Below are 23,400 nucleotides of genomic sequence, written 5' to 3'. Positions count from 1 at the left end.
TCCGCCCACAACGCGGCCCCGTGGAGGAGCTGCCTGGGCTTTTGCGCCTTACGCTCGTGGGCACCGCATGACCCCCCGCACCCGCCCATGGCCTTCGGCATGGGGACCCCTCAAGGAGGTTCCTGCTTCATGAAGCTCACCGTCGTCGGATGCTCAGGGTCGTTCCCGTCCGCGGAATCGGCCTGCTCGAGCTACCTCGTAGAGGCCGACGGCTTCCGGCTGCTCCTCGACATGGGCAATGGCGCCCTTGGCGAGCTGCAGCGCCACTGCGGTCTCTACGACCTCGACGCCGTACTGCTGTCCCATCTCCACCCCGATCACTTCATCGACATGTGCGGATACTTCGTCGCGCGCTACTACCGGCACGACGGTGGCCGCGCCGAGGCGATCCCCGTCTACGGCCCCGAGGACACCGAGCGGCGGCTGGTCCAGGCGTACGACGACCTGCCCGATGAGAAGTCGATGCGTGAGGTCTTCGACTTCCGCACCCTGACGCCCGGCAGCTTCGACATCGGCCCCTTCACCATCCGCGCCGAGCGCGTCTGCCACCCCGTGGAGGCGTTCGGCTTCCGGATCGAGTACGGCGGCCGCTCGCTGGTCTACTCGGGCGACACGGGCCCCTGTGAGGCCCTGGTGGACCTGGCCCGGGGCGGGGACCTCTTCCTGTGCGAGGCGGCCTTCACACACGGCAAGGAGGACATCCCGGAGCTGCATCTCAACGGCCGCCAGGCGGGTGAGCACGCGCTGCGGGCGGGGGTCGGGAGCATGGTGCTCACCCATATCCCGCCATGGACGGACCCCCAGATCAACCAGCGCGACGCCCAGGCGGTCTTCGGCGGCCCGGTGGAGCTGGCCAAGGCGGGCGCGGTCTACGAGGTGTAACCGGCGGTGAACGCAGAAGCGCCGGGCTGGAGGACCAGCCCGGCGCTTCGCCGTTTCGCGCGCCCGGTGGCTACTTCTTGCCGTCCGCCACCGCGGCGTCGTCCAGGGAGTCCTCCGGTTCTCGTCCCGGCGTCGGGATGTTGAACTTCGTGATCACGAAGCGGAAGACCACGTAGTAGACGACGCTGAACGCCAGCCCGATCGGGATCAGCATCCAGGCCTTCTCGCTGTGCGACCACCCCAGCAGGTAGTCGAACAGCCCGCCGGAGAAGGTGAAGCCGCTGCGGATGCCGAGTGCCCAGGTCAGCGCCATGGAGAGGCCCGTCAGCACCGCGTGGATGCCGTACAGCAGGGGCGCGATGAACATGAACGAGAACTCGATCGGCTCGGTGACACCGCAGACGAACGCCGTCAGCGAGACCGAGATCATCATTCCCATCACGGCCTTGCGCCGCTCGGGACGGGCGCAGTGCGCGATCGCCAGACCGGCGGCGGGCAGCGCGAACATCATGATCGGGAAGAAGCCGGTCATGAACATTCCGGCCGACGGGTCGTCGTGGAAGTAGCGCGCGATGTCGCCGTGCCAGGTCTGGCCGCCGGAGTTGAAGTCGCCGAACTGGAACCAGGCGAACGAGTTCAGCAGCATGTGCATGCCGACCGGGATCAGCAGTCGGTTGACCACACCGAAGATCCCCGAGCCGACCGCGCCATTGGAGGACAGCCACTCGGAGAAGTTGTTGAGTCCGTCGCCTATCGGGCCCCAGAGGTAACCGAAGAGCACGCCGTAGATCACGCCCGCGAAGGACATCAGGATCGGGATGAAGCGGCGGCCGCTGAAGAAGCCCAGCCAGTCCGGCAGCCGGGTGCGGTGGTACTTCTCCCACAGCACCGCGGCGGTCAGGCCGACCACGATGCCGCCGAGGACGCCCGGGTCCTCCGGCTTGCCGGTCACCTCGCTGACGAACCCGGTCAGGACGTTCTTGTAGACGAGGAAGCCGACCAGGCCCGCGAAGGCCGTGGTGCCGTCCGACTTCTTCGCGAAGCCGATGGCCACGCCGATGCAGAAGAGCAGGGCCAGGTTGTCGAAGAGCGCGCCGCCCGCGTGGGCGAAGATCTCCGCGAGCTTGTTCCAGCCGAGTCCCGTCTTGCCGAAGACGTCGTCCTGGCCGAGCCGGCTCAGGATGCCCGCGGCGGGCAGAGCGGCGACGGGGAGCTGGAGGCTGCGCCCGATCTTCTGCATACCCTTGATCAGACCGGCACCCCGCTTCTGGGCGGGCGCGGTCGGCGCGGTGGCCGTACTCATCGGATTCCTCCTGGTGAGGCGGGCTCTCAGGGGAGGGGCGGCCCGCGCTATGGTCTAAACCACATGTGGTGTAGACCTGTTGTAGCACGTAGGGATCCGCTAAAGGAATCTATCGTTCCAAGTGACGAGTGACTTCCTCACCCGCATAATGGTGTAGACCACTTGCCGCAACGCGGACACCACGCGGACAGCAGGACGACAGGAGCGAACATGGCCACCAAGGCTGACAAGATCGTCGAGGGGCTCGGCGGCATCGACAACATCGTCGAGATCGAGGGCTGCATCACCCGTCTGCGTACCGAGGTCAAGGACGCCGCCCTGGTCGACGAGGCCCTGCTGAAGGCCGCGGGCGCGCATGGCGTGGTGAAGATGGGCACCGCGATCCAGGTGGTCATCGGCGCCGACGCGGACCCCGTCGCCGCCGAGATCGAAGACCTGATGTGACCTTCCGCGACCTGAGGTGACCTTCCCGGCCGGGAGGGCCGTCTCCCGGGGGCGGGGCCCTCGCCGGACGCGGACCGGGGGCCTCCGCGATGCCGATAGGCTCATCTCATGTCTCGTATCGACGGCCGCACCCCTGATCAGCTCCGACCCGTGACCATCGAGCGCGGATGGAGCAAGCATGCCGAGGGCTCGGTCCTCGTCTCCTTCGGCGATACGCGGGTCCTGTGCACCGCGAGCGTCACCGAGGGCGTGCCGCGCTGGCGCAAGGGCAGCGGCGAGGGATGGGTCACCGCGGAGTACGCGATGCTGCCGCGCTCCACCAACACCCGGGGCGACCGCGAGTCCGTCCGCGGCAAGATCGGCGGCCGTACGCATGAGATCTCCCGTCTCATCGGCCGCTCGCTGCGCGCGGTGATCGACTACAAGGCGCTCGGCGAGAACACCATTGTCCTGGACTGCGATGTCCTCCAGGCCGACGGCGGCACCCGCACCGCCGCCATCACCGGCGCCTATGTGGCCCTGGCCGAGGCCATCGGCTGGGCCCGGGGCAAGAAGCTCATCAAGGCCACCCGGCAGCCGCTGACCGGCACCGTCTCCGCCGTCAGCGTCGGCATCGTCGGCGGCATCCCGCTGCTCGACCTCTGCTACGAGGAGGACGTGCGCGCCGAGACCGACATGAACGTGGTCTGTACCGGTGACGGACGCTTCGTCGAGGTGCAGGGCACGGCGGAGGGCGAGCCCTTCGCCCGCGAGGAGCTGAACGGGCTGCTGGACCTCGCCGTGGCCGGCTGCGACACCCTGGCGGAGATCCAGCGCGCGGCGCTGGCCCAGGAGATGTGACGGCGGCCCGAAGCAACCGTCGCGCGGCGCCCGGCGTTTAGTCAGGTACCAGCACCGTTCCCGGGGAAGGACCCATTCCATGGCGCCGCGCCACCGTCACCGCCGTACCACCGCCGTCACCGCTCTCGCCGCCGTCGCGCTCATCGTGCCGGTCACCGTCGGGTGCAGCGCGGTGGAGAAGGCCCTCGACTGCGCCCAGCTCGCGGTCGAGATAACCAACGACGTGGACGACCTCCAGGACGCCCTGAGCGGCGCCGCGGCCAATCCGCAGGACGCCGACAAGATCCTGGACGCCCTCGACAAGGACATCGACAAGGTGGGCGACCGCACCGACAACGCGGACGTCGGCAAGGCCGTGGACGACCTCCAGAAGGCCCTGGACAACGTCCAGAAGTCGGTGGACAGCGGCAAGCACCCCGATATGAGTCCGGTCAGGGACGCGGCGGGCGAGCTGACCGGTGTCTGCTCGCCCTGACTGCCCCTCGATAATCGAGAGCTATGCAGCAACACACTGAGGGACACCGCCCGCACCCCCGCCGTCTGGTCCTCGCGACCCGCAACGCCTACAAGATCACCGAACTGCGCTCGATCCTGGGCGAGACCGGCCTCGACGCCGAACTCGTCGGCGCCGACGCCTATCCGGAGCTCCCGGACGTCAAGGAGACCGGCGTGACCTTCGCGGAGAACGCCCTCCTCAAGGCCCACGCCCTCGCCCAGGCCACCGGCCACCCCGCCATCGCCGACGACTCCGGCCTCTGCGTGGACGTCCTCGGCGGCGCCCCCGGCATCTTCTCGGCCCGCTGGTCGGGCCGGCACGGCGACGACCGCGCCAACCTCGACCTGCTGCTCGCCCAGCTCTCCGACGTCCCCGACGAACACCGCGGCGCCCACTTCGCCTGCGCCGCCGCCCTCGCCCTCCCCGACGGCACCGAGCGCGTCGTCTCCGGCCGGCTCACCGGCACGCTCCGTCATGAGCCCGTGGGCGGCGGGGGGTTCGGCTACGACCCGATCCTCCAGCCCCACGGCGAGACCCGCACCTGTGCCGAACTGGACCCGGAGGAGAAGAACGCCATCAGCCACCGCGGCAAGGCGTTCCGCGCCATCGCCCCGATCGTCCGCGAACTCCTGGGGTGAGCCCCGTAGGACTCCGCAGGCCCGGCCCGCGATAGACGGGCCGGGCCTGGGTTCGCGCGGCGTGCGGCCGGAGGGACTCGAACCCTCACGGGAGTTACCCCACTGGGACCTAAACCCAGCATGACTGCCAATTCCATCACGGCCGCTCGGCACGGTCATGGTACTGCCTGGTGAACGGGGGCCGGGGCGGCAGCCCCGGGTCCGTCACAGCCCCAGGTCTTTGATGATCTTGGCTACGTGGCCGGTGGCCTTGACGTTGTACAGGGCGCGCTCGACCTTGCCCTGCTCGTCGACGATGACGGTGGAGCGGATCACGCCGACGACCGTCTTGCCGTACAGCTTCTTCTCGCCGAAGGCGCCGTACGCCTCGAGGGTCTCCTTGGCGGGGTCGGCGAGAAGCGTGACCTTCAGGTGCTCCTGGTCCCGGAACTTGGCCAGCTTCTCGGGCTTGTCGGGCGAGATGCCGATGACGTCGTAGCCGTGGCCGGCCAGGAAGGCGAGATTGTCGGTGAAGTCGCACGCCTGCTTGGTGCAACCGGGGGTGAGCGCGGCGGGGTAGAAGTAGACGATCACCTTGCGGCCGGCGTGGTCGGCGAGCGAGACCTCCCTGCCGTCCGCGTCGGGGAGGGTGAAGGCGGGGGCGGTGTCGCCGGGCTGCAGTCGCTCGCTCATGGTCTGGTGCTCCTCGTGGCATCGGGGGTACGTACCCGACATTAGCCAGCTTCCCGTCCGGGGGTGCCGTGGGGCGGGGAGGAGGGCGAGCTGACAGACTGTCCATCACGAATCATCGAGACTGACGGAGGCAGCGCGGTGTCGGATGCCAGGACCCCTGCGCAGATCGAGGCGGACATCGCCCGCAGGCGGCAGGAGCTCGCCCTGACGCTCGACGAGATCGGGGTGCGGGTGCACCCGAAGACGATCATCGGGGACGCGAAGGCGAAGGCGGCTTCGGCCGTGGACCGGACCGCCGGGCGGGCCTATGTGTCCGCCAACCGCGTGGTGGCGGGCGTGCGCGGCCAGTTGGTGTCGGAGGAGGGGCGGCCCCGCATGGAGCGGATCGTGCCGGTCGCGCTCGCCGTGGCCGGGCTGGTCGGGCTGCTCGCGCTCTCGGCGCGGTCCTCCCGGTCCGCCAAGGCGTCCCGCTCCTCGTGGTGCTCCAAGCGGCACCGCTGAGCGAAGGCGGCCGGCACCGGCCCTGAGGCGTCATCGCGCCGTCCGGCCAGGTACGGTCATGGCGTGAGTGCGAACACGACCCATGACAAGCTGCCCATCCGGATGCTGCACGACCGTGTGCTGGTCCGCACCGACATTCCGGAGGGCGAGCGCCGGTCGTCCGGCGGCATCGTCATCCCCGCCACCGCGGCGGTCGGCAGGCGGCTGGCCTGGGCCGAGGTGGTCGCGGTCGGGCAGAGCGTACGGACCGTGGAGCCCGGTGACCGGGTGCTCTACGACCCGGAGGACCGGGCCGAGGTCGAGGTCCGCGGGGTCGCCTACGTCCTGATGCGGGAGCGCGATCTGCACGCGGTGGCCGCCGAGCGGCTGGAGGGCGCGGAGGACTCCACGGGGCTCTACCTGTAGGCGCGGCCGCGGGATCGGATACGACAGAGGGTGGTGACGGTATCCGTCACCACCCTCCACTGTTCGTGGCCCGTGGTCTCAGCCGCCCACCGGCCCCCCTGGGCCGCCCGGATCGCCGCCCGGATCACCGGGCCCGCCCGGACCGCCCGGTCCCGGCTCGGTCGTCGGCCCGCCGGTGGGGATGTCCGTCGGCGGGGTGGGGATGGTCGGGGGCGTGGTGGGCACCGTCGGCGGGTTGTCGGTCGGCGCCGTGGGGACCGAGGTGTCCGGCGGGGCGCCGGTCGGGGGCGTGGTGACCACCGGCGGCAGGGAGCCCGGCGGCTGCTGGCCGGTCTGGGAGCCGTCGGGGGTGCTCGCCCCGTCCTCCAGCCGCAGATCGAACTCGGCCGGTGGCTTGCCGTCCAGCGCGCCCGAGGTGTACTGCGCCCAGATCTCGGCGGGATAGCCGCCGCCGTTGATCCGCTCCAGGCCCGTCGCCCCGTACAGCGGCTTCTGCACGCCGGTATTGGAGTCCTGCCCCATCACCGCGACCACGGTCGCCAGATCCGGGGTGTAGCCCGCGAACCAGGCGGCCTTGTCCTCCTCCGCGGTGCCCGTCTTGCCCGCCGCCGGGCGCTCGGCGGCCTGGGCGGCGGTGCCGGTGCCGCCGTCCACCACGCTCTGCAGTATCGAGGTGGTGGTGTCGGCGGCGCTGCGCGGGATGGCCTGCCGGTTCTCCCGGTCCGGGAGATCGACCCGCGCACCGTCCTTGGTGACCTCCTCGACCAGGCTGTACCTGCCGTGCTCGCCGTGGTTGGCGAGGGTCGCGTACGCCTCGGTCATGTCCAGCACGCTCGCGGTGGCGGGGCCGAGCGCGATGGAGGGGGAGGCGTGCAGATCGGGGGTGTTCTTGGGGACGCCCAGGTCGATGGCGGTCTGCTTGACCTTGGAGGGGCCGACGTCCTGGGCCATCTGCGCGTACACCGAGTTCACGGAGTTGTCGGTGGCCGTGGTGACGTCGATGTCGCCGTAGTCGACGTCGTCCTCGTTGGCGGGGGCGTAGCCGGTGGGCCCCTCCGGGCCGACGACCTCGCGCTTGTTGTCGCCGTTGTAGAGGGTGTCCGGGGTGATCGTCTGACCGTCCTGGGTGGTGGACCCGTAGCGCACCGCCGAGGTGAAGACGAATGGCTTGAACGTGGATCCCACCTGGTAGTCACGGCGGGTCGCGTTGTTGACGAACTGCTTGGTGTAGTCGATCCCGCCGTAGAGCGCGACCACCTTCCCGGTCTTCGGGTCGATCGAGGCGCCACCCGCGCGGACATAGCGGTCGACCTTGCGGTCCTCCGGGCTGAGCTTGCTCATCAGCCGCTCGCGCACGGCCTCCGCGAAGGCGTCCTGCTTCTTCTTGTCGATCGTGGTGGTGATGCGGTAGCCGCCGCGCGCCAGGGTCTGCTCGTCGATGATCCCGTTGCTGGTGAGGTAGTCCTCGACGGCCTCGACGAGATAGCCGCGCTGGCCGGACATGCCGGAGGGGGCCCTGGCCTCGGAGGGCGCGGGGAAGGTCATCTTCTGCCGGTCGGCCCCGGTCAGCCAGCCCTTCTTCACCATGCCGTCCAGGACGTAGTGCCAGCGGGCCGTGGCCCGCCCCTTGTTCTGGGGATGGGCGACGATGTCGTAGGCGCTGGGGGCGTTCAGCAGGGTCGCCAGATACGCGCCCTGGGCGGTGTCGAGCTCGTCGATGTCCTTGCCGTAGTACGCCTGGGCGGCGGCCTGGATGCCGTAGGCGTTGCGCCCGAAGTAGCTGGTGTTGAGGTAGCCCTCGAGGATCTTGTCCTTGCTCACCTCCCGGTCCAGCTTGATCGCGATGAAGAACTCCTTGGCCTTGCGGGTGACCGTCTGTTCCTGGTCCAGGTAGTAGTTCTTCACATACTGCTGGGTGATGGTGGAGCCGGACTGCTTGCCCTTGCCGGTGGCGGTGTTCCAGGCGGCCCGGACCATCGCCTCGGGGTTGATGGCCGACTCCGAGTAGAAGTCCCGGTCCTCGGCCGCGAGCACCGCGTGCTGGATCCGCTTGGGCACCTGGCTGAGCTGGACGTTCTCCCGGTTGACCTTGCCCTCGCGGGCCAGCTGGGAGCCGTCGGAGTAGAGGAAGACATTGCTCTGGGCGATGGCGGCTCTGTTCGCCGGGGGATGTCGACGAGCAGATAGCCGGTGACGAGCCCGCCCGCGATCAGCAGGACGATCAGGAGGAAGCCGCCGAGGACCATGCGCCAGGTGGGCAGCAGCCGGCGCCATCCGGTGCGCTGGGGACGGCCCTTTCTGCCCTTGGCCGGTTTGCCCGCGGGGAGGCCGTCCGCGCGGTGCGGCGTGTCGTGGTTGCCATCGTCGATGCCGGGCCGGGCACCCGTTCCGGCCGGGCCACCGTCGATCAACTGGGGCTCGTCGCTCATGTCTCCTGAGACTCCTCGGCCGCCGTCGAGGGTTGCACGGCGGCAGGATCGTGCACGGTCGGGCGATTCGCGTCGTACGCCCGATAAAACACTGTCGCATCATCCGTTCCGGGCCGAGGACGTGGCGCGCACCCGTGACTGGTCTGTGACCGGCCATATGGATGATTCCGCTCACACCATCCGGTGAATATTGCCTGGCCGTCCCTCCGGCCACCCCACTAGGCTCCGGATTTTGGCGCCGGCCGGGCGCCGTGGTCGGGGAGGGAGGGGCGGGCGGATGCGGCTGTACGCGGCCGTCACGGTCAGCGGCTTCAAACGCTACGCGACGTATCGGGTCGCGACCGTGGCCGGGGTCTTCACCAATACCGTTTTCGGCTTCATCCTCGCCTACACGTACACCGCGTTGTGGGACGAGCGGCCGCACCTCGGCGGCTACGACCTCGCCCAGGCGCTGACCTTCGTCTGGCTCGGCCAGGCGCTGCTGGCGGCCGTGGCGCTGATGGGCGGCGGCTTCCAGGAGGAGCTGCAGGACCGCATCCGCTCCGGTGACATCGCGGTGGACCTCTACCGCCCCGTGGACCTGCAGTCGTGGTGGCTGGCCACCGAGCTCGGCCGGGCGCTGTTCCAGCTCCTGGGGCGCGGCGTGGTGCCGATGGGGATCGGGGCGCTGGTCTTCGAACTCCGCCTGCCCGCCTCGCCCTTGACCTGGCTGTGGTTCCTGCTGTCGGTGGTGCTCGCGGTGTGCGTCGGCTTCGCGGTGCGCTATCTGGTCTCGCTCGCCTCCTTCTGGCTGCTGGACGGGACGGGGCTGTCGATGCTGAGCGGGCTGCTGTGCCTGTTCTTCTCCGGGATGATCCTGCCGCTCAACGTCTTCCCGGGGCAGCTCGGCGAGATCGCCCGCGCGCTGCCCTGGGCGGCGATGCTCCAGGTGCCCGCGGATGTCTTCCTGGAGGAGCACCGGGGGGCGGGGCTGCTGGCGGCGTTCGCCTTCCAGGTGGGGTGGATGGTGGTGCTGCTGGCGGCGGGGCGGGTGCTGCAGTCGGTGGCGACCCGGAAGGTGGTGGTCCAGGGTGGCTGAGTCGGCCGTGTCGTCCGGGCTCCGGGCCTACGTCCTGATCGTCGGGATGTGGGTGCGCTCCACGATGGCGTACCGCACCTCGTTTCTGATCATGACGCTGGGGAACCTCCTCGCGACCGGCCTGGACTTCGTCGCGATCGCGTTGATGTTCACCCACATCGGGCAGCTCGGCGGCTTCACCCTTGACGAGGTGGCCTTCCTCTACGGCACCACCAGCGTCGCCTTCGGCCTCGCCGATCTCACGCTGGGCACCATGGGGCGGCTGGGGCAGCGGGTGCGCGACGGCACGATGGACACCCTGCTGGTGCGGCCGGTGCCGATACTCGCCCAGGTCGCCGCCGACCGCTTCGCGCTGCGCCGGCTGGGCCGGATCACCCAGGGGGCGGTGCTGCTCGGCTGGTCGCTGAGCCGGCTGGACATCGACTGGACGGTGGACCGGGCCCTGCTGATGCCGGTGATGCTGCTGAGCGGGGGCGCCATCTTCGGGGCGCTGTTCGTCCTCGGCGGGGCCTTCCAGTTCTGGGCCAAGGACGCCTCCGAGGTGCAGAGCGCCTTCACCTTCGGCGGGACCACGCTGTTGGAGTACCCGCCGACGGTCTTCGGCAAGGAGCTGCTGCGGGGCGTCACCTTCGTCATCCCGCTGGCCTTCGTCAACTGGCTGCCGGCGCTGCACATCCTGGGGCGCCCCGATCCGCTGGGGCTCCCGGCCCGGATCGGCTTCGCGGCGCCGCTGGTCGCCTGCGGCTGCTGTGCGGTGGCGGGGCTGGCCTGGCGGGCGGGGCTGCGGGCGTATCAGAGCACGGGGAGCTGAACGGGGAGTTGAGGGGGAGCATGGCCATGGACGATCTCATCGAGCTCGACGGTGTCGAGAAGGTGTTCCAGGTGCGGCGCAGAGCCGGGCTGATGCGCCGTGAGCGCCGCGAGGTGCGCGCCGTGGACGGCATCAGCTTCCGGGTGCCGCGTGGCGAGATGGTGGGTTACATCGGGCCGAACGGCGCCGGGAAGTCCACCACGATCAAGATGCTGACGGGGATCCTGGTGCCCAGCGGCGGACGGCTGAGGGTCGCCGGAATCGATCCCTCCAGGGAGCGGACGCGGCTCGCGCGCCGGATCGGGGTGGTCTTCGGGCAGCGGACCACCCTGTGGTGGGATCTGCCGCTGCGCGATTCGTACGCGCTGGTGCGGCGGATGTACCGGATCCCCGACGACCGCTACCGGGAGAACCTGGACCGCTGTGTGGAACTGCTCAACCTGAGCGAGCTGTTGGACGTACCGGTGCGTCAGCTCTCGCTCGGCCAGCGGATGCGCGGCGATATCGCGGCCGCCCTGCTGCACGACCCCGAGGTGCTCTATCTCGACGAGCCGACCATCGGGCTCGATGTGGTCAGCAAGGCGAAGGTGCGGGAGTTCCTGCGCGATGTGAACGCCGAGCAGGGCACCACCGTGCTGCTCACCACCCACGATCTGACCGATATCGAACTGCTGTGCAAGCGGGTTATGGTCATCGACCACGGCCGGCTGGTCTACGACGGCGGGCTCGACGGGCTGCACGCGGTGGGGGAGAGCGAGCGCACCCTCGTGGTCGACCTGGAGCAGGAGCTGCCGCCCATCGAGATCCCCGGCTCCCGGACGGTGCGGGTCGAGGGGCCCCGGCAGTGGCTGGCCTTCCCGGCGACCAGCAGCGCCGCGCCGATCGTCGCGGCGGTCGCCGACGGCTATCCGCTGGTGGACCTCTCGGTGCGCGAGCCCGAGATCGAGGACGTGATCGCGAGGATGCTGCACAGCGGGGAGGGCGGGGCGGCGGGGCGGCGAGCGTGAGCGGGGCGCTGGGGCCGGTACCCGCGCACGACGGATCGGGGGCGGCACCCCCGTACGAGATACGGGCCACGGCCGGTGCCCGCCGTTAGTCTGTCCGTATGACGAGCGCTGGTTCTTCCCAGGGGGCGAGCCCCGACCTCCCGGACCCGGCCGGGATGCGGGCCTCCGACGCCGAGCGTGAGCGGATCGCGGAGGTCCTCCGCGAAGCCGTCGCCGAAGGCCGCCTGGACATGGAGGAGTTCGACGAGCGGCTGAACGCGGCCTACACGGCGCGCACCCACGGCGAGTTGGAGCCTCTGGTACGGGACCTCCCGGTGCCCGGCAGCGCCGCTCCCGCCCCGCCGACCCCGGTCGATCGCACCGGCTGGAGGGAGCGCATCGGCGGCACCCCGACGTCCCGTTGGGGGATCGCGATCATGGGCGGCTTCCAGCGCAAGGGCACCTGGACCGTGCCGCGCCGCTTCACCGCGTTCACCCTCATGGGCGGCGGTGAGATCGATCTGCGCGAGGCCCGCTTCGAGGACCGCGAGGTCGTCATCCGCTGCTTCGCCCTGATGGGCGGCGTTCAGATCACCGTGGAGCCGGGCGTCGACACGCACGTCAGCGGCATCGGCATCATGGGCGGCTTCGACCACAGCGGAGGGGTCGAGGGCGAGCCCGGCGCGCCGCGGGTGACCGTCACCGGCCTCGCGCTCTTCGGCGGGGTCGGCGTCGAGCGCAAGCTCCGTAAGGAGGAGCACAAGCGCCTCAAGGAGGAGCGCCGCCGGGTGAAGGCCGAGCGCAGGAACGAGCTGCGCGCCGAGCGCCGGGAACTGCGGGGCGCACGGCGCGATGAGCGCCATGAGGAGCGGGAGGAGCGCCGGCTGTCCCTGGAGAAGGAACGCCGCCGCGACGACTACTAGGGCTCGTACGGGGCTTCTGAAGAGGCTCCGGCTGATCCCGCTGAGCTTGCGGCTAGAGCTCGGCCGCCGTGCGGCCCCGCAGGTGGTCCAGGTCCAGCGCCCGCGCCATCGCCCGGTAGCCGTTGTCGCTCGGGTGCAGATGGTCGCCCGAGTCGTACATCGGGCGCAGCCGCAGCGGGCTGATCGGGTCGCGCAGCGCCTTGTCGAAGTCCACGACCTCGTCGAAGACCCTCCCGGCGCGGATCTGCGCGTTGACCCGCTCGCGTACGGCGTCGAGCTGGGGGGTGTAGCCGCGGTGCCCGTAGAAGGGCGTCAGGGTGGCTCCGATGACCCGCAGGCCGCGGGCGTGGGCCTGTTCGGTCAGCCGCTTCAGGCCCCACACGATCCGGTTGGGGTCGGTCTCGTGGGGGATGCGCAGTATGTCGTTGACGCCCAGTTCGACGATCACGGCCTTGACGCCCGTACGGGACAGCACATCGCGGTCGAAGCGGGAGAGCCCGCTGGGGTTGTTGGGCGGGTACTGCGTGCCGTCGCTCAGCACGCGGTTGCCGCTGATGCCCTGGTTGAGCACGCCGAAGCGGGGCGCGCCGGGCTCGCTGCGCAGCCGCTCGGAGAGGAAGTCGGTCCACCGGTGGTTCGCCCCGGCGGTGGAGGTGATGCCGTCGGTGATCGAGTCGCCCAGCACCGCGACCGCGCCCTCGGCCTGCTTGGACCACACGTCCACGCCGGTCAGATAGCGCCAGTACGGGCTCTGCTGGGTGTAGGCGGCGCCCGCCGTGTCCTCCGTACGGTCGCCACGCGCCATGTACGACGTCTGGCGGGCGTGCGGATGGTAGGTGACGGAGCCGGACGCCTGCGGGGTGTAGGTGGTGACCAGCAGATCGGCCGAGTCCGGGACGGCGAGCCGCGCCGGGTCGCTGATGACGGCCTTACCGGGCGGGATCGTCACCCAGGAGCGGTTGTTGAAGGTGAGGCGGCGCATGGTGCCGGTCGCCGCGGTGGGGTTGCTGGGCGCGGCGGCCAGCGCCAGCGAGGCATGCGTGATCGTCAGCGGACGGCTGCTGTAGAAGTTGGAGAGCTGGATACGGGCGCTGGTGCCGCCGATGGTGGTGTGCACCACGTTCCGTATCGACATGCCCGACAGGCCGCGCAGCGTCCGCGGCTCGGCAGCCGCCGCCGAGGTGGACCAGGTGCCCACCCAGGACCCGGCCGACGCCGGGTCGGCAGAACCGCGGGCCCCCTGCGCACGGGGGTCCGTACCGCCCTTGTCGCCACTGAGCCCGATGAATATCGCGGTGGAGACGAGGATCACCACAGCCGCCAGCGCAGCGAGCACGGCATACCCCGTGCGTCTGGGCATTGGGGGCATGCTCATGAGCGGGTTGTCTCCTCGGGCGGACGGAGCCCGAGGCTCCGGAAGTGGACGGGAACGGCGGGTGGTATCCGGCAGCGCCGATGCGGTCCGGTCGGTGACTCATGATCCCATGGTGGGACCCGGCTCCGCCTGTCGGCCTGCCCCCAATGTGCTGGGTCGCTCCCCCAGACAGACGACGGGAACTCACCGTACGTTCCACCCATGGGCGACTGAGACCGGAAAGAGACAATGCACGAGGGGACGGGTCGACCGGGTGGAGCGTATGGAGCGAAGAACGACTGGTGAGACGGCGGCCCCGCCGCCCCGGGGCGCGGCTGTGCCCTTTGTCACGGACAGCCCGCTGGACGTGGAGCGGCGGCGCGGAGTGCGCCGGATGAAGGCGCTCGCCACCGGCATGCTGCTCGGCGTCGCACTGGTGTACGTGCTCGCCACGTGGGCGCGCTCCTCCGGCGTCGACGGCTGGCCCGGCTATGTCGCCGCGGCCGCCGAGGCGGGCATGGTGGGCGCCCTGGCCGACTGGTTCGCGGTCACCGCGCTCTTCCGGCGGCCCATGGGGTTGCCCATCCCCCATACGGCGATCATCCCCACCAAGAAGGACCAGCTCGGGGCCAGTCTGGGGGAGTTCGTCGGGGAGAACTTCCTCTCCGGGGACGTCGTACGGATGCGGCTGCGCGCGGTCGGCATCGGCGGTCGGCTCGGCACCTGGCTCGTCCAGCCCGAGCATGCCGAGCGGGTGACGGCCGAGCTGGCGACCGCGCTGCGCGGCGCGCTCACGGTGCTGCGCGACTCCGATGTGCAGGCGGTGGTGGGCGAGGCGATCACCCGCCGGGCGGACGCCCAGGAGGTCGCGCCGGGCCTGGGCAAGCTGCTGGAGCGCGTTGTCGCGGAGGGCGGCCACCGCCGGGCCGTGGACCTGGTGTGCCTGCGCGCCCACGACTGGCTGGTGGAGCACAACGACTCGGTGATGCAGGCGGTGACCGGCGGCGCCCCGGGCTGGACGCCGCGGTTCGTGGACCGCAAGGTCGGCGACCGCGTCTACAAGGAACTGCTGCGCTTCGTCACCGAGATGCGCGATATGCCCGCCCATCCGGCGCGCGGCGCCCTGGACCGCTTCCTCACCGACTTCGCCGGGGATCTGCAGTCCGACACCGACACCCGGGCGCGGGTGGAGCGGGTGAAGAGCGAGGTGCTGGGGCGCGGCGACGTCCAGGACATCATCGCCACGGCCTGGGCCTCGGTGCGGGCGATGATCGTCACGGCGGCCGAGGACGAGCGCAGCGAGCTGCGGCAGCGGGCGCGGGCGGCGATTCTTTCGCTGGGCAGGCGGATGGTGACGGACCAACGGCTGCGGGACAAGGTCGACGGCTGGCTGGAGGACGCCGCCGTCTATGTGGTGACGACGTATCGGGACGAGATCACCTCGCTGATCACCGAGACGGTGGCGGGCTGGGACGCGGAGCACACCTCTCGGAAGATCGAGGCCCATATCGGCCGGGATCTGCAGTTCATCCGGATCAACGGCACGGTGGTGGGTGCCCTGGCCGGGCTGGTGATCTATACGGTCTCGCGGGCGCTGGGCGGATAGCCGCGCCCTGTCTCTGGCAGGTGCGCGCGGCCTGGCCTATGGTGCGCGCGTGCGACGTCGTGGAGGGCGGGCCGTGCTCGCCCGGGGGTTGTGGACGGTCGGTGAACTCGCCGTCACCCTCGGGGTCGTGGTGCTGCTCCTGGTCGTCCACCAGCTGTGGTGGACCAACCGGCAGGCGAGGGCGGGCGCACGGCACGAGGTGGGCGTACTGGAGCGGCAATGGCGCGACGGGGCCGCCGAGTCCGGGACGCCGGCGCCGGGGGCGACGCGATCCTCCGATTCCCCTCGTGAGGACGGACGCGACCGTGACCGGGCGACCGGGGGCGGGGGTCAGGAGCCGCGCCGGGACCAGACGTACGCCGTGCTCCGGATCCCGCGCATCGGCCTTACGGTGCCCATCGCCGAGGGCATCAGCCGGGCGGCGGTGCTCAACAAGGGGTACGTGGGCCACTATCCGCGGACCGCCCAGCCGGGCCAGGCGGGCAATGTCGCCCTCGCGGGCCACCGCAACACCCACGGCGAGCCCTTCCGGCAACTGGACGAGGTGCGCACCGGCGACACGGTGCGCATCGACACCGCCGACGCCCGCTTCACGTACACGGTCGAGCGCACCCTGCCGCGCACCTCGCCCGCCGACGGCACGGTGATCGCCGGGGTGCCGTACAGCTCCGCCCATCCCCGCTACCGCTACACCGAACCGGGCTACTACCTCACGCTGACGACCTGCACCCCCGAATTCACCTCCCGCTACCGCCTGGTGGTCTGGGCCCGGCTGCGGGTCGCCGCCCCACGGGCTGTCGGCGGGGGCCATTAGACTGACGGAGCCAGGTGGGGAGACCGGCCGGGAGAGGGGGTGTGACGGTGTCGCGACGACTCGAAGCGCTGCGCATGCAGCTCGGCGTCTGCCTGTTTCTGCTGACCGGGGTTCTCCTGGCGCAGAGCGGGGCCGTCAGCGCCGTCGCCCTCGCCGCCACCGTGGCGACCACGGCCGCCGTCGCCGCGGCGCTGCTGACCTGCGCGATCCTCGCCGCCCGCGGCCGAATACCCGCCCCCGCCGGGCGGATTCGCACCGCGATACGGGACCGCGAGCGCCGTACGGCGTTCCTGCCCCAGCGGGATCCCGACGCCTCCGGACGCCCGAGGCCGCGAGCGCCGGGCCGTCGTCTGCCGACGGCCGCGTAGGCGCACCCATTTCGCTGTACGGCGGACCCCCAGCCTCCGGCGTTCGAGGAGCGGGGGCCGGGGCGTTAGTCCCGGAAGCTCCAGCATTCGTACCGCCGCGCCACGCGGCTCGTCACGCCGATGTCTTCCTCACTCCGGCACCACGAGACCCGCGGAGGGCTCCCATGTCTCTTTTCTCTTCCCTCGGCACCCTGCTGACCACCATGGCGGGCGGCCTCGACCCGCTCTTCGGCGCGTCCGCGGCGGCGGCCGCCATCGTCCTGTTCACGCTGTGCGTCCGCGCGGCACTGCATCCTCTCGCCCGTGCCGCGGTGCGCGGTGAGAAGGCGCGGGCCGCGCTCGCGCCGAAGCTCACGGAGCTGAGCCGCAGGCACAAGGGCGACCCCGAGCGGCTGCGGAGCGCCATGGCGGAGCTGCGGGCGAAGGAGGGCGCGTCACCGCTGGCGGGCTGTCTCCCGGCGTTCGCCCAGCTTCCGGTCTTCTTCGTCATGTACCACGTGTTCTCCACCGGCAGCGGCGCCGGAGACCTCCTCGGCCACACCCTCGCCGGGGCCCCGCTCGGCGACCGGTGGGGCGGGGCGCTCAGCGGTGCGCCGGGTCTGGTCTACCTCGGGCTCTTCGCGCTGATCGCGGCTGTGGCGACCTGGACGTACCTCCGTGCCCGTAGGACGACCGTCCCCGGGGCACCCGGAGTGGCCCGGGCGCTGCCGCTGCTGTCGTTCGGGACCCTCGTCACCGCCGCCGTTGTCCCGCTGGCGGCGGCGCTGTACCTGGCGACCAGCACCACCTGGACGGCGGTGGAGCGGGCCCTGCTGCACCGCGGATGACGGCGCCCATGGCGGCCACCCGTGACGGCGCCCGTGGCGGCACCCATGACGGGGCCCACAACGGCGCCCAGATCGGCACCCGTCGAAGTCACGAGTGGAACCGCTGTCCCAGTCCGTGAATGAGGTCTTGCGGGCTGGACGCCCCTGAAGAGAGGATCGATCAGCCGGTAGGCGCCTCGCACCGGCCTGTGACCTCGGGAGTCTTGGGATGAAACTGCTGCGAGTCGGACCGGCGGGCGCGGAACGCCCCGCGCTGCTCGATCAGAACGGCACCTTGCGTGATCTGTCCGCCCTGGTCCCGGACATCGACGGCGCCCTCCTCGCCGACGAGGTCGCCCTCGCGCGGCTGCGCGCGGCGGCGGCCGCCGAGGGCGACGACGCGCTGCCGGTGATCGAGGACGGCGGGGTGCGCATCGGCCCGCCGCTCGGCAGTATCGGCAAGATCGTGTGCATCGGGCTGAACTACCACGACCACGCCGCCGAGACCGGCGCCAGCGCCCCCGAAGAGCCCATCATCTTCATGAAGGCCCCGGACACGGTCGTCGGCCCCGATGACACGGTCCTCGTCCCGCGTGGCAGCGTGAAGACCGACTGGGAGGTCGAACTCGCCGTCGTCATCGGCCGCACCGCCCGCTACCTCGACTCCGACGAGGCCGCCCTCGCCTCGGTCGCGGGCTATGCGATCGCCCACGACGTCTCCGAGCGCGCCTTCCAGATCGAGCGCGGCGGCCAGTGGGACAAGGGCAAGAACTGCGAGACGTTCAACCCGCTTGGCCCCTGGCTGGTGACCGCCGACGAGATCCCCGACCCGCAGGCCCTGGGCCTGCGCCTCTGGGTCAACGGCGAGGTCAAGCAGGACGGCACCACCGCGGACCAGATCTTCGGGGTGGCCCATGTGGTGCGCTACCTCAGCCAGTTCATGACCCTCTACCCCGGCGATGTCATCAACACCGGCACCCCGGCGGGCGTGGCCATGGGCCGCCCGGAGCCCAAGCCGTACCTCCGCTCCGGCGATGTCGTCGAGCTCGAGATCGACGGGCTGGGGCGCCAGCGCCAGGAGTTCAAGGACGCGTAGCCGGATGCCGGGCCCGGATGCCGGGAGGGGCGGCCCCGCCGGGGCCGCCCCTCCGCACGGCCGCCTCAGGCCGTCGCCGCCAGATAGCGCTCCAGCGCCTCCACCACCAGCGCGTGGTCCTCGGCCTGCGGCAGCCCCGAGACGGCGACCGCGCCGATGACGCCCGTGCCCGTCACATGGAGGGGGAAGGCGCCGCCGTGCGCGGCGTACCGGTCGGGGTCGAGGCGGGAGGACTCCTCGAAGCCGGCGCCCTTGGCGCGGAAGCGGGCGCCGACGAGGTACGAGCTCGCCCCGTAGCGCTCCACGACCCGGCACTTGCGCTCCAGCCAGGCGTCGTTGTCGGGGGAGGTGCCCGGCAGGGCGCGGTGGAAGAGCCGCTGACCGGCCCGGTGGATGCCGATCGTGACGGCGGCGCCGCGCTCCTGGGCCAGGTCGGCGACGAGACAGCCCAGACGCCAGGCGTCGTCGTTGTCGAAGCGGGGCAGGCGCAGCCGGCGCTCCTGCTCCTCGATGCGGGATATCAGCTCGGTGTGCTCGCTCATGCGGGGACCTCGATCCGGACGGTACGGCGCTCCACGGCCGACATCCGGGCCGCCTCCAGCACATGCAGGGCGGCCGCGGCCTCGGCGGCGGTGACGGGCGGCGGGGTGCCGTCGCGGAGGGCAGCGGCGACGGCGGCGTAGTACGCGGGGTAGTCGCCCTGGAGGGTCGGCACCGGGACCCCGCCGCCGGTCAGCGGGGACTCTCCGGCGCCCAGCCGGCCCCATTCGCTCTCCGGCTCGGCGCCCCATTCCGCGGACGCGTCGCCGGGGCGCAGCCCCTCGCGCAGGGCGGCCTCCTGCGGGTCGAGGCCGTACTTCACATAGCCCGACCCGCTGCCCAGCACCCGGAAGCGCGGGCCGAGCTGGGCGGTGATCGCGCTCATCCACAGGTGGGAGCGGACCCCGCTGGTGTGGGTGAGGGCGATGAAGGTGTCGTCGTCGGTCTGCGCCCCGGGACGGCGCACATCCACCTCGGCGTAGACGGACTCGACGGGGCCGAAGAGGGTGAGCGCCTGGTCGACGAGGTGGCTGCCCAGGTCGTACAGCAGCCCGCCGACCTCGGCCGGGTCGCCGGACTCCCGCCAGCCGCCCTTGAGCTGCGGCCGCCAGCGCTCGAAGCGCGACTCGAAGCGCTGCACGTCGCCGAGCGCGCCCTCGGCGAGCAGCTTGCGGAGGGTGAGGAAGTCGTTGTCCCAGCGGCGGTTCTGGAAGACGCTCAGCAGCAGCCCGCGGGCCTCGGCGAGCGCGGCCAGCTCCTCGGCCTCGGCGGCGGTCGCGGCCAGCGGCTTGTCGACGACGACCGGCAGCCCTGCCTCGAGAGCGGTGCGGGCGAGCGGGACATGGGTGCGGTTCGGGGAGGCGATGACGATCAGGTCCAGCTCATCCGCCCGGCTCCACAGTTCATCGGCGGAGTCCGCGAGACGGACATCGGGGAACTCGGCGCGCGCCTGCCGCTGCCGCTCCGGGCTGGAGGTGACGATGGTGTCCAGCACCAGTCCCTCGGTGGCAGCGATCAAGGGGGCGTGGAAGACGGATCCGGCCAGGCCGTAGCCGATCAGTCCCACGCGGACGGTGCTGCTGTCATCCATGGCATCCATGAGGCCACTTTGGCAACAGTGTTGCCAAAGTGCAAGCGGTGGCCACAATGGAGGGGTGAACAGCACCATGTCGGGGGCGGCCGGGCCCGGAGCCAATCTGACCGCCCTGCGCAGCCATAACGCCGCGCTCGTCCTGCGTCTGCTGCGCGACGCGGGCGAGGCCGGCGTCAGCCGACCGGAGCTGGCCGGCCACACCGGCCTCACCCCCCAGGCCGTCAGTAAGATCACGGCGCGGCTGAGGACGGAGGGGCTGGCGGTGGAGGCCGGTCAGCGCGCTTCGACCGGCGGCAAACCGCCCGCCGTACTCCGCCTGGTCCCGGGCGCCCGCCATGCGATCGGGCTGCACCTCGACCGCGATGAGCTGACGGCCGTTCTCGTCGACCTCGCGGGCACACCGGTCGCCGCCCGTACGGCGCCCTTCGACTTCGGCGCGGGGGCGGAGGAGGCCCTTACGGCGGCCACCGCCGAGGTCAGGGCGCTCCTCGCGGACGCCTGTACCGGCCCTGACGCCGGGACCGGCCTTACGGAGACCGGCACGGAGACGGGTGGCGCGACCGGTACCGAGACGGGTGGCGCGGCGGGCGGCGGCCTGGCGGGCGGGCTGCTCGGCGTCGGTGTCGCCGCGCCCGGTCCGCTCGACCACTGCTCGGGCGTGCTGCACCGCGTCACCGGCTTCCCCCAGTGGGACGGCTTCCCGCTGCGCGACGCGCTCGCCGAGCGGCTCGGCCTGCCCGTCGTCCTCGACAAGGACACCAACGCCGCGGCGCTCGGGCTGGTGACCGCCGGGACCGCCCCATCGGCCGCCTATCTCCATCTGGGCACCGGCCTCGGTGCCGGTCTGATGCTCGGCGGGGACGTCTACCGAGGGGCGCGGACCGATGCGGGGGAGTTCGGGCATCAGGTGATCCAGCTCGACGGGCCGCCCTGCGAATGCGGCAATCGCGGCTGCCTGGAGGCGCTGTGCCTGGCCGCCGTCGCACGCGACGACCATACGGATGCGGCGCGGCTGCTCGGCGTCGGTGCGGCCAACCTCGTACGGCTGCTCGACGTCGACCGGGTGCTGCTGGGCGGCCGGGTGGTGCTGGCCGGCCCCGAGCCCTACGTTCGCGGTGTGGCCACGATGCTCGCCGAGGACTCCGCCCGCGCCAGCCGCCTTACCGTGCCCGTGGATGTGGTGGAGCGGGGCGGGCGGGCCGTGGTCGAGGGCGCCGCCCGGCTCGTCCTCGCACCGCTGTTCGCACTGGGCTGATCGAGGGGGATCCTGACCGCCAGTCGGGGGCAATCCGGGCCTGGTGCGGTGTGTCGCCGTGCGGACGCGGAATGTAGCGCAGTGCTCGGGGAAACCCCGCACAGCAGAGGTCACTCATGCGCTTGCCCACCGCACTGTCCCTACGAGCTGTCCTTCCGGCGGCCGCGCTCGCGTTCGCCCCCGCCCTCTATGGAATCCCGGTGCACGCCGCCGAGGCCGAGTCCGCCGCCTGTGGGGGCCGGAACGCCTCCGACTTCCCGATCGAAGCCCATCTGCGCGATGGGCCCGATCAGTACGCCCGGGGCGGCGGCTGGCGCGGCTGGCACCTCGAACTGCGCAATGCCACGGACACCGGCTGCCGCGCCATCCACCCCATCGCCGTCCTGATCGACGAGGCCCGTGAACTGCGGCCCCGCCATATTGGTTTCGAGTTCCTGGACCCGTCCGCGGAGGGCGGCGCCACCTGGCGGGCCGTCTCCTTCCAGACGACGGACGAGGACGAGAACATCGGGGTCTTCGACAACAGCCACTTCAAGGGTTTCACCGTGCCCGCGCACAAGACCGTCGACGTGCAGGTACGCACGCGGTTCACCGAGGACGCGCCCGAGGGTCCGGTGACGGCCAACGCCATCGCCGTACAGCGGCACGCGGACGATGGCGACTGGGTGGGGCAGTCGAACGACTACGCATTCCACATCGGCCCGGCGGCGACGGGGGCGGCTTCGGGTACGGGCGCGGATGCGGGTACGGGCGCGGGTACGGGCGCGGGTACGGAGGCCGGGGCGGGTACGGAGGCCCTGACGGGTACCGGAACGCGGACGAGGGCCGCTACGGGCGCCGTCAGGGACAGGGAGACGGATACCGGTGCCGGCGCCGGAACCGCTACCGACGGAGCCACCGAGACCAAGCCCGCACCGCAGCCGACCACCCGCTCCAAGAGCCCCACGGCCGTTCCGACGCGCACGCCCGAGAAGACCCGGCCCTCCGCCGCGCCGAGCCGGACGCCGAGCGCCGGCGCAAGCCATGAGGAGAGCCGTCCGGCCACGGTGCCGCCCCGTGCCGACAGCGACGCCGATGGCGACGCGGAGGCGGACGCCGACGTGGGCGCGGAGGCCGACGTCGACACCGATCCCAGTGCCGAGACGGACACGGGGACCGGAGCGGATGCCGGGACGGATACGGATACGGGCGCCGATACCGAGCTGGGTGCGGATGTCGACACGGACGTGGACACCGACGCGGACGCGGACCTCGGCTCGGACCTCGGCTCGGACGCCGACGCCGACGCCGACGCCGGTACGGACGCCGACGCCGGTACCGGCACCGACCTCGACGAGAGCCTGGACACCGACACCGACCTCGGTACCGACACCGACCTGGGCACGGACACCGCGCTGGGCACGGAGACCGACGATCCCAGCGCCGAAACCGACCTGGGCACCGAAACCGACCTGGGCACCGAGACGGAGCTGGGCACCGACCCCGGAGCCGAGACCGATCCGGGCGCGGCCGAAACCGACCCCGGAGCGGAGACCGACCCCGGAGCCGAAACCGACCCCGGACAGGAGTCCCAAGCCGATCCCAGCACCGGCGCCGGCACCGATGGACGTCATGAGGAGGACGGCGGCCACGAGCGCGAGCGGGTGCCCGAACTCGCCGCGACGGGTCGTCACACCGCGCTGTTCGCGGGGCTCGGCGTCATCAGCGCCGCGCTCGTGGCCTGCGGCACCGTCCTCGTGGTGAAATCCCGGCGCTCGGGGACCTGAAGCCCCGACGTCCCCGACGCCCTCAACTCCGAGCTACTGGCCCCGGGGCCCCTCGCCCCGGCGGCGCAGCTCGTCGTCGATCTTGTCCGAGCCGGACTGGATCTGCTCCGAGTGCTGGCCGCCCGTCTTCTTGTCAGCGGCCTCGGCCCCCTTACGAGTGCCCTTCCGAGCCTTGTCCGGGTTCTTGCTGATCGCGCCCTTGAGCTTGTCCATCATGCCCATCGCGGCCTCCTTACGGTCCGGCTCGTTCCAGGGAGGGGCGGAATCCGCCCCTCCCTCAGGATCAGACACCTG

Annotated in this window: 24 protein-coding genes, 1 tRNA gene and 1 pseudogene; 18 read left to right on the top strand and 8 right to left on the bottom strand. The window is 71.5% G+C overall.

Annotated elements, in window-relative coordinates; translation table 11 throughout:
• Window positions 1-129: 129 nt before the first annotated feature.
• Window positions 130-882, top strand: a complete 753-nt coding sequence (locus tag BLV72_RS12175; protein ID WP_014061044.1) for an MBL fold metallo-hydrolase — start codon at window positions 130-132, stop codon at window positions 880-882.
• Window positions 883-952: 70 nt separating this feature from the next.
• On the opposite strand, the gene BLV72_RS12170 is transcribed toward BLV72_RS12175, so the two are convergent.
• Entirely contained in the window at window positions 953-2,185 is a 1,233-nt protein-coding gene (locus BLV72_RS12170) for a PTS transporter subunit EIIC (RefSeq protein WP_093462168.1), read from the bottom strand.
• Between the two features lie 162 nt (window positions 2,186-2,347).
• Between BLV72_RS12170 and BLV72_RS12165 the strand changes: the two genes are divergently transcribed.
• The 4 genes from BLV72_RS12165 to rdgB all read left to right on the top strand — a co-directional run bounded on the left by BLV72_RS12165 (window position 2,348) and on the right by rdgB (window position 4,603).
• Window positions 2,348-2,629 carry a PTS sugar transporter subunit IIB gene (locus BLV72_RS12165; RefSeq protein ID WP_257789973.1) on the top strand — a complete coding sequence of 94 codons (282 nt, stop codon included), beginning with the start codon at window positions 2,348-2,350 and terminating at the stop codon, window positions 2,627-2,629.
• Between the two features lie 108 nt (window positions 2,630-2,737).
• Window positions 2,738-3,469 carry a ribonuclease PH gene (rph, locus tag BLV72_RS12160; protein ID WP_093462166.1) on the top strand — a complete coding sequence of 244 codons (732 nt, stop codon included), beginning with the start codon at window positions 2,738-2,740 and terminating at the stop codon, window positions 3,467-3,469.
• Window positions 3,470-3,548: 79 nt separating this feature from the next.
• Window positions 3,549-3,944 (top strand): hypothetical protein, encoded by a 396-nt coding sequence (locus BLV72_RS12155; RefSeq protein WP_093462165.1) that lies wholly within the window; start codon window positions 3,549-3,551, stop codon window positions 3,942-3,944.
• A 23-nt stretch (window positions 3,945-3,967) separates the two neighbouring features.
• Window positions 3,968-4,603, top strand: a complete 636-nt coding sequence (rdgB, locus tag BLV72_RS12150) for an RdgB/HAM1 family non-canonical purine NTP pyrophosphatase (protein WP_093462163.1) — start codon at window positions 3,968-3,970, stop codon at window positions 4,601-4,603.
• Window positions 4,604-4,665: 62 nt separating this feature from the next.
• Here rdgB and BLV72_RS12145 read toward each other — a convergent pair.
• Window positions 4,666-4,749, bottom strand: a tRNA-Leu gene (locus tag BLV72_RS12145).
• A 58-nt stretch (window positions 4,750-4,807) separates the two neighbouring features.
• Entirely contained in the window at window positions 4,808-5,275 is a 468-nt protein-coding gene (gene bcp, locus BLV72_RS12140; RefSeq protein ID WP_093462162.1) for a thioredoxin-dependent thiol peroxidase, read from the bottom strand.
• Window positions 5,276-5,413: 138 nt separating this feature from the next.
• Here bcp and BLV72_RS12135 point away from each other — a divergent pair, with 138 nt between their 5' ends.
• Both BLV72_RS12135 and BLV72_RS12130 read left to right on the top strand, forming a co-directional pair.
• On the top strand, window positions 5,414-5,776 hold the full coding sequence (locus BLV72_RS12135) for a DUF3618 domain-containing protein (RefSeq protein ID WP_093462160.1): 363 nt from the start codon (window positions 5,414-5,416) through the stop codon (window positions 5,774-5,776).
• Between the two features lie 102 nt (window positions 5,777-5,878).
• Entirely contained in the window at window positions 5,879-6,181 is a 303-nt protein-coding gene (locus tag BLV72_RS12130) for a GroES family chaperonin (RefSeq protein WP_052393151.1), read from the top strand.
• Between the two features lie 78 nt (window positions 6,182-6,259).
• On the opposite strand, the pseudogene BLV72_RS12125 reads toward BLV72_RS12130, so the two are convergent.
• Window positions 6,260-8,610: pseudogene (locus tag BLV72_RS12125) on the bottom strand (transglycosylase domain-containing protein).
• Between the two features lie 277 nt (window positions 8,611-8,887).
• Between BLV72_RS12125 and BLV72_RS12120 the strand changes: the two are divergent.
• The 4 genes from BLV72_RS12120 (at window position 8,888) to BLV72_RS12105 (ending at window position 12,408) form a co-directional block, all read left to right on the top strand.
• Window positions 8,888-9,688, top strand: a complete 801-nt coding sequence (locus BLV72_RS12120) for an ABC transporter permease (RefSeq protein WP_093462159.1) — start codon at window positions 8,888-8,890, stop codon at window positions 9,686-9,688.
• 46 nt (window positions 9,689-9,734) lie between these two features.
• On the top strand, window positions 9,735-10,499 hold the full coding sequence (locus tag BLV72_RS12115) for an ABC transporter permease (RefSeq protein WP_244321397.1): 765 nt from the start codon (window positions 9,735-9,737) through the stop codon (window positions 10,497-10,499).
• A gap of 20 nt (window positions 10,500-10,519) precedes the next feature.
• Window positions 10,520-11,506: an ABC transporter ATP-binding protein gene (locus tag BLV72_RS12110; RefSeq protein WP_425288368.1), complete on the top strand. Its 987-nt coding sequence runs from the start codon at window positions 10,520-10,522 to the stop codon at window positions 11,504-11,506.
• Between the two features lie 98 nt (window positions 11,507-11,604).
• Window positions 11,605-12,408, top strand: a complete 804-nt coding sequence (locus BLV72_RS12105) for a DUF1707 SHOCT-like domain-containing protein (RefSeq protein WP_244320734.1) — start codon at window positions 11,605-11,607, stop codon at window positions 12,406-12,408.
• Window positions 12,409-12,460: 52 nt separating this feature from the next.
• On the opposite strand, the gene BLV72_RS12100 is transcribed toward BLV72_RS12105, so the two are convergent.
• Window positions 12,461-13,768 carry an SGNH/GDSL hydrolase family protein gene (locus tag BLV72_RS12100; protein WP_093462154.1) on the bottom strand — a complete coding sequence of 436 codons (1,308 nt, stop codon included), beginning with the start codon at window positions 13,766-13,768 and terminating at the stop codon, window positions 12,461-12,463.
• Window positions 13,769-14,156: 388 nt separating this feature from the next.
• Between BLV72_RS12100 and BLV72_RS12095 the strand changes: the two genes are divergently transcribed.
• From BLV72_RS12095 to BLV72_RS12075, 5 genes are all read left to right on the top strand, one after another.
• Entirely contained in the window at window positions 14,157-15,368 is a 1,212-nt protein-coding gene (locus BLV72_RS12095) for a DUF445 domain-containing protein (protein WP_237512644.1), read from the top strand.
• A gap of 49 nt (window positions 15,369-15,417) precedes the next feature.
• Complete coding sequence (locus BLV72_RS12090; RefSeq protein ID WP_093462151.1) at window positions 15,418-16,182, top strand: class E sortase; 765 nt, start codon at window positions 15,418-15,420, stop codon at window positions 16,180-16,182.
• A 47-nt stretch (window positions 16,183-16,229) separates the two neighbouring features.
• Window positions 16,230-16,550 (top strand): DUF6412 domain-containing protein, encoded by a 321-nt coding sequence (locus BLV72_RS12085; RefSeq protein ID WP_425288367.1) that lies wholly within the window; start codon window positions 16,230-16,232, stop codon window positions 16,548-16,550.
• A gap of 164 nt (window positions 16,551-16,714) precedes the next feature.
• On the top strand, window positions 16,715-17,377 hold the full coding sequence (locus tag BLV72_RS12080) for a YidC/Oxa1 family membrane protein insertase (protein ID WP_093462148.1): 663 nt from the start codon (window positions 16,715-16,717) through the stop codon (window positions 17,375-17,377).
• A gap of 208 nt (window positions 17,378-17,585) precedes the next feature.
• Window positions 17,586-18,452 carry a fumarylacetoacetate hydrolase family protein gene (locus BLV72_RS12075; RefSeq protein WP_093462146.1) on the top strand — a complete coding sequence of 289 codons (867 nt, stop codon included), beginning with the start codon at window positions 17,586-17,588 and terminating at the stop codon, window positions 18,450-18,452.
• 65 nt (window positions 18,453-18,517) lie between these two features.
• On the opposite strand, the gene BLV72_RS12070 is transcribed toward BLV72_RS12075, so the two are convergent.
• Together BLV72_RS12070 and BLV72_RS12065 are read right to left on the bottom strand one after the other, a co-directional pair.
• Window positions 18,518-18,994, bottom strand: a complete 477-nt coding sequence (locus BLV72_RS12070) for a heme-degrading domain-containing protein (RefSeq protein WP_093462145.1) — start codon at window positions 18,992-18,994, stop codon at window positions 18,518-18,520.
• Window positions 18,991-20,091, bottom strand: coding sequence for a Gfo/Idh/MocA family protein (locus BLV72_RS12065; protein WP_093462143.1), 1,101 nt, complete (start codon window positions 20,089-20,091; stop codon window positions 18,991-18,993). Before BLV72_RS12065 ends, BLV72_RS12070 begins: the two co-directional genes overlap by 4 nt.
• A gap of 67 nt (window positions 20,092-20,158) precedes the next feature.
• On the opposite strand from BLV72_RS12065, the gene BLV72_RS12060 reads away from it, so the two are divergent.
• On the top strand, window positions 20,159-21,340 hold the full coding sequence (locus BLV72_RS12060; protein WP_093470308.1) for an ROK family transcriptional regulator: 1,182 nt from the start codon (window positions 20,159-20,161) through the stop codon (window positions 21,338-21,340).
• 116 nt (window positions 21,341-21,456) lie between these two features.
• On the top strand, window positions 21,457-23,106 hold the full coding sequence (locus BLV72_RS48735; protein WP_208905613.1) for a hypothetical protein: 1,650 nt from the start codon (window positions 21,457-21,459) through the stop codon (window positions 23,104-23,106).
• A 33-nt stretch (window positions 23,107-23,139) separates the two neighbouring features.
• Here BLV72_RS48735 and BLV72_RS12050 read toward each other — a convergent pair whose 3' ends face one another.
• A complete protein-coding gene (locus BLV72_RS12050) occupies window positions 23,140-23,328 on the bottom strand; it encodes an antitoxin (RefSeq protein WP_093462140.1) in 189 nt (62 codons plus the stop codon).
• Between the last annotated feature and the right edge of the window lie 72 nt (window positions 23,329-23,400).

Source organism: Streptomyces melanosporofaciens (genome assembly GCF_900105695.1).
Lineage (GTDB): Bacteria > Actinomycetota > Actinomycetes > Streptomycetales > Streptomycetaceae > Streptomyces > Streptomyces antimycoticus.
Note: the sequence above shows the minus strand (reverse complement) of the source record. Positions and strands in the feature narration are given on the sequence as shown.

What these genes read in the sequence shown, in the direction of transcription:
- BLV72_RS12175 (WP_014061044.1), top strand. Translation starts at nt 130, where the DNA reads ATGAAGCTCACCGTCGTCGGATGCTCAGGGTCGTTCCCGTCCGCGGAA.
- BLV72_RS12170 (WP_093462168.1), bottom strand. Translation starts at nt 2,185, where the DNA reads ATGAGTACGGCCACCGCGCCGACCGCGCCCGCCCAGAAGCGGGGTGCC.
- rph (WP_093462166.1), top strand. Translation starts at nt 2,738, where the DNA reads ATGTCTCGTATCGACGGCCGCACCCCTGATCAGCTCCGACCCGTGACC.
- BLV72_RS12155 (WP_093462165.1), top strand. Translation starts at nt 3,549, where the DNA reads ATGGCGCCGCGCCACCGTCACCGCCGTACCACCGCCGTCACCGCTCTC.
- rdgB (WP_093462163.1), top strand. Translation starts at nt 3,968, where the DNA reads ATGCAGCAACACACTGAGGGACACCGCCCGCACCCCCGCCGTCTGGTC.
- bcp (WP_093462162.1), bottom strand. Translation starts at nt 5,275, where the DNA reads ATGAGCGAGCGACTGCAGCCCGGCGACACCGCCCCCGCCTTCACCCTC.
- BLV72_RS12130 (WP_052393151.1), top strand. Translation starts at nt 5,879, where the DNA reads ATGCTGCACGACCGTGTGCTGGTCCGCACCGACATTCCGGAGGGCGAG.
- BLV72_RS12120 (WP_093462159.1), top strand. Translation starts at nt 8,888, where the DNA reads ATGCGGCTGTACGCGGCCGTCACGGTCAGCGGCTTCAAACGCTACGCG.
- BLV72_RS12115 (WP_244321397.1), top strand. Translation starts at nt 9,735, where the DNA reads ATGTGGGTGCGCTCCACGATGGCGTACCGCACCTCGTTTCTGATCATG.
- BLV72_RS12110 (WP_425288368.1), top strand. Translation starts at nt 10,520, where the DNA reads ATGGCCATGGACGATCTCATCGAGCTCGACGGTGTCGAGAAGGTGTTC.
- BLV72_RS12105 (WP_244320734.1), top strand. Translation starts at nt 11,605, where the DNA reads ATGACGAGCGCTGGTTCTTCCCAGGGGGCGAGCCCCGACCTCCCGGAC.
- BLV72_RS12100 (WP_093462154.1), bottom strand. Translation starts at nt 13,768, where the DNA reads ATGCCCAGACGCACGGGGTATGCCGTGCTCGCTGCGCTGGCGGCTGTG.
- BLV72_RS12095 (WP_237512644.1), top strand. Translation starts at nt 14,157, where the DNA reads ATGAAGGCGCTCGCCACCGGCATGCTGCTCGGCGTCGCACTGGTGTAC.
- BLV72_RS12080 (WP_093462148.1), top strand. Translation starts at nt 16,715, where the DNA reads ATGTCTCTTTTCTCTTCCCTCGGCACCCTGCTGACCACCATGGCGGGC.
- BLV72_RS12075 (WP_093462146.1), top strand. Translation starts at nt 17,586, where the DNA reads ATGAAACTGCTGCGAGTCGGACCGGCGGGCGCGGAACGCCCCGCGCTG.
- BLV72_RS12070 (WP_093462145.1), bottom strand. Translation starts at nt 18,994, where the DNA reads ATGAGCGAGCACACCGAGCTGATATCCCGCATCGAGGAGCAGGAGCGC.
- BLV72_RS12065 (WP_093462143.1), bottom strand. Translation starts at nt 20,091, where the DNA reads ATGGATGCCATGGATGACAGCAGCACCGTCCGCGTGGGACTGATCGGC.
- BLV72_RS12060 (WP_093470308.1), top strand. Translation starts at nt 20,159, where the DNA reads ATGTCGGGGGCGGCCGGGCCCGGAGCCAATCTGACCGCCCTGCGCAGC.
- BLV72_RS48735 (WP_208905613.1), top strand. Translation starts at nt 21,457, where the DNA reads ATGCGCTTGCCCACCGCACTGTCCCTACGAGCTGTCCTTCCGGCGGCC.
- BLV72_RS12050 (WP_093462140.1), bottom strand. Translation starts at nt 23,328, where the DNA reads ATGGGCATGATGGACAAGCTCAAGGGCGCGATCAGCAAGAACCCGGAC.